Raw genomic sequence first — 8,531 nt, 5'->3', positions numbered from 1 at the left:
CCGCGCGCGGGCAGCCCGGTGGCGTCGGCGCGCTTCCTGCGCCACGCCGCCCGTACGGTACGCAAACCCTGCGCCGCCCCCGTCGAACCGACCACCTTCACCGAACGCACCAGGTCACGACCGTCCATGCTGCTCACCCTGCCATTACGGGCCCCGGATAACCGAGTCGTTCAACTGCCGTTCACCCGCTGTGGGGCCACATGTTCACGACACGGACCATGTGGGGGCGCGCCCTGGTGCAGAAGTCGATCACATGGCATCGTCCGTGTCAGCCGCGTCACGCGCACACCCCCGCACGTGCGCGACGGACGCACACGACGCACACGACGCGCACAGTCCCGGGAGCCGCCCCATGTCGACCGCGAACCCCCTGCCGCTCTGGCAGCCAGATCCGGAACGCATCGCCCAGGCACAGGTCACCAGGTTCCAGACCTGGGCGGCCGAACACCACGGAGCCCCCGCCGACGGCGGCTACGCGGCCCTGCACCGCTGGTCCGTCGCGGAACCGGACACCTTCTGGCAGGCCGTCACCGACTGGTTCGACGTGCGGTTCTCGACCCCCTACGCGCGCGTGCTCGGCGACCGTTCGATGCCCGGCGCGCACTGGTTCCCCGGAGCGACCCTCAACTACGCCGAGCACGCCCTTCGCGCGACGGCGACCCGCGCGGACGAACCGGCCCTCCTGTACGTCGACGAGACCCACGAGCCGACCCCCGTCACCTGGTCGCAGCTGAGCCGCCAGGTCGGCTCCCTGGCCGCCGAACTGCGCACCCTCGGCGTACGCCCCGGAGACCGCGTCAGCGGCTACCTGCCGAACATCCCGCAGGCCGTCGTCGCCCTGCTCGCCACAGCGGCCGTGGGCGGCGTCTGGACGTCCTGCGCCCCCGACTTCGGCGCCCGCAGCGTCCTCGACCGCTTCCAACAGGTCGAACCGGTCGTCCTGTTCACCGTCGACGGCTACCGCTACGGCGGCAAGGAACACGACCGCCGCGACACCGTCGCCGAACTCCGCCGCGAACTGCCCACCCTGCGCGCGGTGGTGCACATCCCCCTCCTGGGCACCGACGCCCCCGAAGGCGCCCTGGAATGGTCGTCCCTGACCTCCGCCGACGTGGAGCCCGTCTTCGAACAGGTCCCCTTCGAGCACCCCTTGTGGGTGCTCTACTCCTCGGGCACGACAGGCCTCCCCAAGGCCATCGTCCAGTCCCAGGGCGGCATCCTCGTAGAACACCTCAAACAACTGGGCCTGCACTGCGACCTGGGCCCCGAGGACCGCTTCTTCTGGTACACGTCCACCGGCTGGATGATGTGGAACTTCCTCGTCTCCGGCCTCCTGACGGGCACGACGATCGTCCTCTACGACGGCAGCCCCGGGTACCCCGACACGGCCGCCCAGTGGCGCATCGCCGAACGCACCGGTGCGACCCTCTACGGCACCTCGGCCGCGTACGTCATGGCCTGCCGCAAGGCCGGCGTGCACCCGTCCCGCGACTTCGACCTCTCGAAGATCCAGTGCGTTGCCACCACCGGATCACCCCTGCCGCCCGACGGGTTCCGCTGGCTGCACGACGAGGTCCGCGACGACCTGTGGATCGCCTCGGTCAGCGGCGGCACGGACGTCTGCTCCTGCTTCGCGGGAGCCGTCCCGACCCTCCCGGTGTACATCGGCGAACTCCAGGCCCCCGGCCTGGGCACCGACCTCCAGTCCTGGGACCCGCACGGCGAACCCCTGGTCGACGAGGTCGGCGAACTCGTGGTCACCAACCCCATGCCGTCCATGCCGATCTACTTCTGGAACGACCCCGACGGCACCCGCTACCACGACAGTTACTTCGACACCTACCCCGGAGTGTGGCGCCACGGCGACTGGATCACCGTCACCTCCCGGGGCTCCGTCGTCATCCACGGCCGCTCCGACTCCACGCTCAACCGCCAAGGCGTGCGTATGGGTTCGGCCGACATCTACGAAGCGGTCGAACGGCTCCCGGAGATCAAGGAGTCCCTCGTCATCGGCATCGAACAGCCCGACGGCGGCTACTGGATGCCCCTCTTCGTGCACCTCGCCCCCGGAGCCGTCCTGGACGACCCTCTCCTGGGGCGCATCAAGCAGACCATCCGCGAACAACTCTCCCCACGCCACGTCCCCGACGAGGTCATCGAAGTACCCGGCGTCCCGCACACCCTCACCGGAAAGCGCATCGAGGTCCCGGTCAAACGCCTCCTCCAGGGCACCCCTCTGGAGAAGGCGGTCAACCCGGGCTCCATCGACAACCTCGGCCTGCTGAGCTTCTACGAGGAACTCGCCCGCAAACGCGCCTGATCGACCTCCCGTAGAGACCGATCACCCTCCATAGGTGGCCTCGGACTCGCCCTCGCCGAGCACAGCGGCGAAGTCCGAGGCCAGCCGCACCGCGTCGGCCGGTTCGAGCTCGGCGACGGAGATCCGAACACCCGGCCCGGACGACAGCCGGAACCGCGCGCCGGCGGCGACCCACCAGCCGTACGACCGCAGCCCGTTGACCACCGCCGACTCGTCCCGCACGGGCACCCAGAGATTCATCCCGCTCGCCCCGTGCGCCTCGATTCCCCACCCGCGCAACTCCTCGTGGAGGGCCTCCCGGCGCAGTCTGTACGCCTCCTGCGCGCGCGTGACCAACGCGCGCGTGCCGTCGTCCGTCATCAGCCCGTGGACGGTCTCCTGGAGGAGATGACTGACCCAGCCGGACGTCAGCAGCAACCGCCCGTCGTGCCGCGCCAGCGTGATCGGATCACAGGCCGCCGCGGCCCAACGCAGGTCGGTGCCGAGGAACTTGCTCACAGTCCGCACATGCACCCACCGCGGCAGCCCACCGGACGTCAGCGACCACAGGGGAGTGGCCGCCACGGCGGAAGCGTGATCGTTCTCCACCACCAGCACCTCCGGCTCGTCCCGTAGCACCTCGACGAGCGCGTCCCGGCGCGCGGCCGAGAAGCTGCCCCCGTAGGGATTCTGCGCCCGAGGACTGCACACCACGGCGCGCACACCGACCCGCAGTGCCGCGCGCAGCGCATCCGGACGCATCCCCTCGTCGTCCACGGCGACCGGCATCATGCGCAGCCCCAACGCCGTGACGAGATCGAGCAGATGGTGATACCCGGGATCCTCCATGGCCACGGCGTCCCCCGGCCGCAACTCCACGGACAGCAGCCGCCCGATCAGATCCAACGCACCGTGCGCGAAGGTCACATGCTCCACGGGCACACCGTCGGGCCGAAGCCAGTACCGCACGGCCTCCTCCAACCGCGCCAGCCGAGGCGTCGACCGATGGGACCGCGCACCCGGAGACAACCGTGAGGGCGGCACCAGAGCGGGCAGAAACGTGGGGTCGGGATGTCCGCCGGCCAGATCCCGCAGACCCGCCGGAACCCGGGGCGGCCGCCGCGACGCCACCGCCGGAGCCTGCGCCACCACCGTCCCGCCCCGCCCGCGCGTGACGACGATGCCCCGCTGCCGCAGCTCCTTGTACGCCGTGGCGACGGTCCCCGGACTCACCCCCAGCTCGTCCGCGAGCCGCCGCACCGGAGGCAGCGCGGCCCCCGGGCCCAACACCCCATCGGCCACACGCCGTTCGACGGACGCGGCAATTCCCTTGGCCGTCGTACCACTGATCCCATATTGTATTGCCACATCATAAACTATGTATCAATACATAATTCATTGCAAGGGGGAGCAGTGGACACCACGCGTCGCGCGCCCGCACGGCGGAAACTCATACCCGGAGGACGCGACGGTCGCAGAATGCTCGCGATCGCCTTCGTCGACCGCACCGGCAGCGGCCTGTGGGCCTCCGTGTCCGTCCTGTACTTCACCTACGTCTCGCATCTCTCCGTGGCCCAGGTGGGCACCCTCGCCGCGATCGCCGGAGCCATCGGCATCGCCGGCGCACCCCTGGGCGGCCACCTCGCCGACCGGTTCCCGCTCACCCGCGTCCTCATCGCCCTCCAACTCCTGCGCGCCGTGGCCTCGTTCGCCCTCCTCACCACGGACAACTACGTCCTGCTGATCACCATCTCGGCCCTCGGCGGCTTCGGAGACCGCGCGGCCAACGTGCTCACCAAGCTCTACGCCACGCGCGTGGCAGGGCCCGACCGCATCCGCTACCAGGCCATCAGCCGCACCGCGGCCAACGCGGGCTGGGCCCTGGGCGGCCTCACCGCCGCCGCGGCACTCGCCCTCGGCACGACCGCCGCCTACCACTGGCTCCTCCTCGGCGACGCCCTCTCCTTCGTCGCGGTCGCGGCCCTCACCTTCGGCTGCGGCGAACCCCCGTCACCGCAGCGCACCGTCGCGACATCGAAGGGCACGCCACCCGCGACCGCACCGCCGAACCCCTGGCGCGACCGCACCTACCTCGCCTACGTCGCGACCGAGACCGTCCTCTTCCTCGACGACGCCGTCTTCAAGGTCGGCTTGCCACTGTGGATTGCCCACGCCAGCAACGCACCGCACGGCCTGGCGCCCCTGCTGATGGTCCTCAACAACGTGATGGTCGTGGCCCTGCAAGTCCCCCTGGCCCGACTCGCGACCACGACAGCGGCCACCCGCAGCCTGCTGATACCGCTCTCCGCCGCCTTCGCCCTCGGCGGCACGACCCTGGCGCTCTCGGCCACCGGCGGAGCCGTCACCGCCGCGCTGCTCCTCACCGCCTCGGCAACGGCCTTCACCCTGGCGGAAATGCTCCACGCCACCATCTCGTGGGAACTCTCCGTCGCCCTCGCACCCGGCACAGCGCAGGGTTCCTACCTCGGCGTACACGGACTCGCCCAGTCCGCCCAGCGCAGCATCGGCCCACTCGCCGTCACCGCCGCCATCGCCACCGGCCCCTTCGGCTGGACCGCTTTCGGCGCCGTCATCGCCCTGACCTGCATAATTCAGCACCGACTGGTCCGCGACCCCCTCGCTCGAACGCCGTTGTCAGTGCCGTCGGTTACTGTGAGTGAGCATTGATCGACCGTGCACAGGGGGAAACATGGCGCACACCGACAACCAGACCATGCGACGCGTACTGCGCCGCGAAATCGCCGGCACCATCGGCCTGTTGACCGACGAGCAGGACTTCAGCGCCATGCGGCGCTACCGCAGCTTCACCTTCGACGACCACACCGCCTACCTCCAACAGGTGGAGGCACTCCTCAGGAGCCGCGCCCTCCAGGGCAGCCACACCAGCGTGGCCCTCTTCGACCCCGAGGAGTACGCCGAGTTCTGCGCCGACAGCGGCCTCGACCCCGACAACCCGTCGAGCCGAACGCGCTTCACAGCCGAACTCGCGGCCACCGGCCCCACCCTGCTCTACGAAGGCCAGCCACTGGCCGACCTCCTCCCGGCGCTCGTCGACGAGGCCGTCCGCCAGGCGACCTGGGAGTACGCGACCACACTCCTGTCCCGCCTCGGCGCCTGCGCCTCCTGCGGCGAGGACATCGGCCGCGCCGCCTTCACCCAGGCCTCCGGCCTCCTCGTCCGCATCCTCGACACCGCTCGGCCCGGCAACCGACACCTCGTCTGCAGCGTCGCGGCGGAACCGGAAACCATCGTCGCCGTCCTCCACGCCGACGAGGACGAGGACGGAGCCACTCACCTGGACGAGGCCGAGGCCCTCGAATTCACCACGGTCCTCGCCCTCGGCCTCGCCACCCGAAGCCCCGGCGGCCTCGTCATGCGCACCACCAGCCCGAACACCACCGACTGCATCTACGGCTGGCGGCTGCGCGGCGACGGCCTGGAAGCCCTGACCGCCGGAGAGGTCTTCGACGCCTACTGCACCGACGTCGAGTCCGGCGACCTCATCTCCCCGGAATCAGGCGTCGACTACTGCGTACCGCCGGACCTCGGAGACCTGGACCAGCCCCCGGGAGGACACCACCACTGAACACGCCAGGGGCGCCCCACCACTGGTGAGGCGCCCCTGGACCACGGCCGACGGACGGCTTCCCGCCCGACTACTCGCCGGACAGCACCGCCTGAGCGGCGGCGCGCGCCTCCTCGGCACTGTCCGCGGCCCGCGCGGCGAGCGCGGCCCGCTCGCACTGCGCCAGCGTGTACTTCGCCAACGCCGTCCGCACATAAGGAATCGACGCCGCACCCATGGAAAGGGAGGTGACCCCCAGACCGGTCAGCACACAAGCCAGCAGCGGGTCGGACGCGGCCTCACCGCAGACACCACAGCTCTTGCCCTCGGCCTTCGCCCCCTCGGCGGACATCGCGACCAGGTCGAGCAGCGCGGGCTGCCACGGATCCTGCAGACGCGACACAGCGCCCACCTGACGGTCGGCAGCGAAGGTGTACTGCGCGAGGTCGTTGGTCCCCAGTGACAGGAACTCGACCTCCTGCAGGATCGAGCGCGCCCGCAGCGCGGCCGACGGAATCTCCACCATCGCACCGAACTTGGCCCGCAGCCCCGCCTCCCGGCACGCGTCCGCGAACGCCTTCGCGTCCGCGCGGTCCGCGACCATCGGGGCCATGACCTCAAGGTAGACAGGCAGACCCTCGGCGGCCTTCGCGAGCGCGGTCAGCTGAGTCCGCAACACATCGGGGTGGTCGAGCAGCGAACGCAGCCCGCGCACACCCAGGGCCGGGTTCGGCTCGTCGGCGGGCGTCAGGAAGTCGAGCGGCTTGTCCGCGCCGGCGTCCAGCACCCGTACGACGACACGCCCCTCGGGGAACGCCTCGAGCACCTTCCGATAGGCCTCGACCTGCTTCTCCTCGGACGGCGCGTTCTTGCTGTCGTCCAGGAAAAGGAACTCGGTACGGAAGAGCCCCACACCCTCGGCCCCCGCCTCCAGGGCGGCCGGTACATCAGCGGGACCGCCGACATTGGCCAGCAGCGGCACCTTGTGTCCGTCGGACGTGGCACCAGGACCCGTAGAAGCGGAGAGAGCGGCCTTGCGCGCGGCGGCCGCAGCCGCCAACTGCTCCTTTTTCTCGGCACTGGGGTTCACGAAGATCTCGCCGGTGCTGCCGTCCACGGCAACGACAGTGCCCTCAGCCAGCTCCCCGGCCCCGGGCAGCGCCACCACGGCCGGCACACCGAGCGCCCGCGCCAGGATGGCGCTGTGACTCGTCGGCCCACCCTCCTCGGTGACGAAACCGAGCACCAGCGTCGGGTCCAGCAGCGCCGTATCGGCAGGCGCAAGGTCACGAGCAATAAGGACGTACGGCTCGTCGCTGTCCGGAACACCCGGCATCGGCACCCCGAGCAACCGAGCGACGATACGGTTTCGCACATCATCGAGGTCGGCCACCCGGCCGGCGAGATACTCACCGGCACCGGCCAGCAGAGCACGGTAGGCGGCGAAGGCGTCGTACACGGCCCGCTCCGCGGTACTGCCCACCGCGATACGGCGATCCACGTCCGCCATCAACTCGGGGTCCTGGGCCATCATGGCCTGCGCCTCGAGCACCGCCTGGGCCTCGCCCCCCGCCAGATTGCCGCGCGCCATCAGGTCGGCCGCCACAGCGTCCACGGCTTGGCGGGCGCGCCCCTGTTCACGCTCCGCGTCCTCCACCGGAATCTGCTTGGCAGGCGGTTCCAGAACCGCCGTCCCCATGTGCCGAACCTCGCCGATCGCCACACCGTGGCTCACACCGACGCCTCGCAGCGTTGTCTCCATCTCACCCGTCTCCGATAGTGCGGCGGGTCCCGCCGCCGCGTTGGTTGTCGTGCGCGCCGTCATACGACGGCATTGACGTCACTCCCAGATGAAGAGACTGTCGCCGGCCTTCACATCGCCGTCCTCGCGGAGACCGGAGAGGGCCTCGGCCGTGGCTTCGAGGGCCACGATCGGGCACACCGGGGACTTGCCGGCGGCCTCGACGGCGGCCGGGTTCCAGCGCACCACACTCTGGCCGCGGGTCACCGTGTCGCCCTTGTTGACGAGCAGCTCGAAGCCCTCGCCATTGAGCTGCACGGTGTCGATACCGAGGTGAGTGAGCACGCCGTGTCCCTCACTGTCCACGACGACGAAGGCGTGCGGGTGGAGCGAGACGATGACTCCGTCCACGGGAGAGACGGCCTCGGAGGGTTCACGTACGGGGTCGATGGCCGTGCCGGGGCCGACCATGGCCCCGGAGAAGACCGGATCCGGCACCTCGGTCAGTCCGATGGCACGTCCTGCAAGAGGGGACGTCACGCTGGTCATGGGAAGCCTCCCAGGGGTGGAAATGTGATGGGGCCGTCACTGCCTGTCCCGGACGGCACACTGAGCAGCAGGGTATGTCATATGTAGTACCGGTTCCGCCTGACAGGTCCGGATTAGTGGTCTAGACCACACCTCTAATCGATTTGCACCTGCTCTACGGCCGCATGTACAGTCGTACTCCTGCTTGAGGCTGAGCGACGCGACCAAGTGTCTTTGCTTGGCCTGGCAGCACCCAACTTGTCAGATCCTATCCCGGGGTCACCTTCTGCATGCCTGCAGGACGATGGTCAGGGAGCCGGAAAAACACTGATAGAGTTTGGAACACCGAAGGGAAGCCCGGAGGAAAGCCCGAGAGG

Annotated in this window: 6 protein-coding genes; 3 read left to right on the top strand and 3 right to left on the bottom strand. The window is 69.8% G+C overall.

Annotation, left to right across the window (positions count from 1 at the left end; all coding sequences use genetic code 11):
* Positions 1 to 352 precede the first annotated feature (352 nt).
* Entirely contained in the window at positions 353 to 2,320 is a 1,968-nt protein-coding gene (locus JHN63_RS42990) for an acetoacetate--CoA ligase (protein WP_200690565.1), read from the top strand.
* Between the two features lie 21 nt (positions 2,321 to 2,341).
* Here the strand turns inward: JHN63_RS42990 and JHN63_RS42985 are convergent, their stop codons facing one another.
* Positions 2,342 to 3,667 carry an aminotransferase class I/II-fold pyridoxal phosphate-dependent enzyme gene (locus tag JHN63_RS42985; RefSeq protein ID WP_307782119.1) on the bottom strand — a complete coding sequence of 442 codons (1,326 nt, stop codon included), beginning with the start codon at positions 3,665 to 3,667 and terminating at the stop codon, positions 2,342 to 2,344.
* A gap of 111 nt (positions 3,668 to 3,778) precedes the next feature.
* Between JHN63_RS42985 and JHN63_RS42980 the strand changes: the two genes are divergently transcribed.
* Positions 3,779 to 4,987, top strand: coding sequence for an MFS transporter (locus tag JHN63_RS42980; protein WP_200690564.1), 1,209 nt, complete (start codon positions 3,779 to 3,781; stop codon positions 4,985 to 4,987).
* 22 nt (positions 4,988 to 5,009) lie between these two features.
* Positions 5,010 to 5,906: a hypothetical protein gene (locus JHN63_RS42975; protein WP_200690563.1), complete on the top strand. Its 897-nt coding sequence runs from the start codon at positions 5,010 to 5,012 to the stop codon at positions 5,904 to 5,906.
* Positions 5,907 to 5,976: 70 nt separating this feature from the next.
* On the opposite strand, the gene ptsP is transcribed toward JHN63_RS42975, so the two are convergent.
* Together ptsP and JHN63_RS42965 are read right to left on the bottom strand one after the other, a co-directional pair.
* Entirely contained in the window at positions 5,977 to 7,647 is a 1,671-nt protein-coding gene (ptsP, locus tag JHN63_RS42970; protein ID WP_200690566.1) for a phosphoenolpyruvate--protein phosphotransferase, read from the bottom strand.
* A 78-nt stretch (positions 7,648 to 7,725) separates the two neighbouring features.
* Complete coding sequence (locus JHN63_RS42965) at positions 7,726 to 8,175, bottom strand: PTS glucose transporter subunit IIA (RefSeq protein WP_200690562.1); 450 nt, start codon at positions 8,173 to 8,175, stop codon at positions 7,726 to 7,728.
* Positions 8,176 to 8,531: the final 356 nt, after the last annotated feature.

Source organism: Streptomyces sp. MBT65 (assembly GCF_016612545.1).
Classification (GTDB): Bacteria; Actinomycetota; Actinomycetes; order Streptomycetales; family Streptomycetaceae; genus Streptomyces.
This window is presented reverse-complemented; position numbering and strand designations above follow the sequence as displayed.

Bases quoted from the DNA above. Each gene is read 5' to 3' on its own strand.
- JHN63_RS42990 (WP_200690565.1), top strand. From the start codon at position 353: ATGTCGACCGCGAACCCCCTGCCGCTCTGGCAGCCAGATCCGGAACGC.
- JHN63_RS42980 (WP_200690564.1), top strand. From the start codon at position 3,779: ATGCTCGCGATCGCCTTCGTCGACCGCACCGGCAGCGGCCTGTGGGCC.
- JHN63_RS42975 (WP_200690563.1), top strand. From the start codon at position 5,010: ATGGCGCACACCGACAACCAGACCATGCGACGCGTACTGCGCCGCGAA.
- ptsP (WP_200690566.1), bottom strand. From the start codon at position 7,647: ATGGAGACAACGCTGCGAGGCGTCGGTGTGAGCCACGGTGTGGCGATC.
- JHN63_RS42965 (WP_200690562.1), bottom strand. From the start codon at position 8,175: ATGACCAGCGTGACGTCCCCTCTTGCAGGACGTGCCATCGGACTGACC.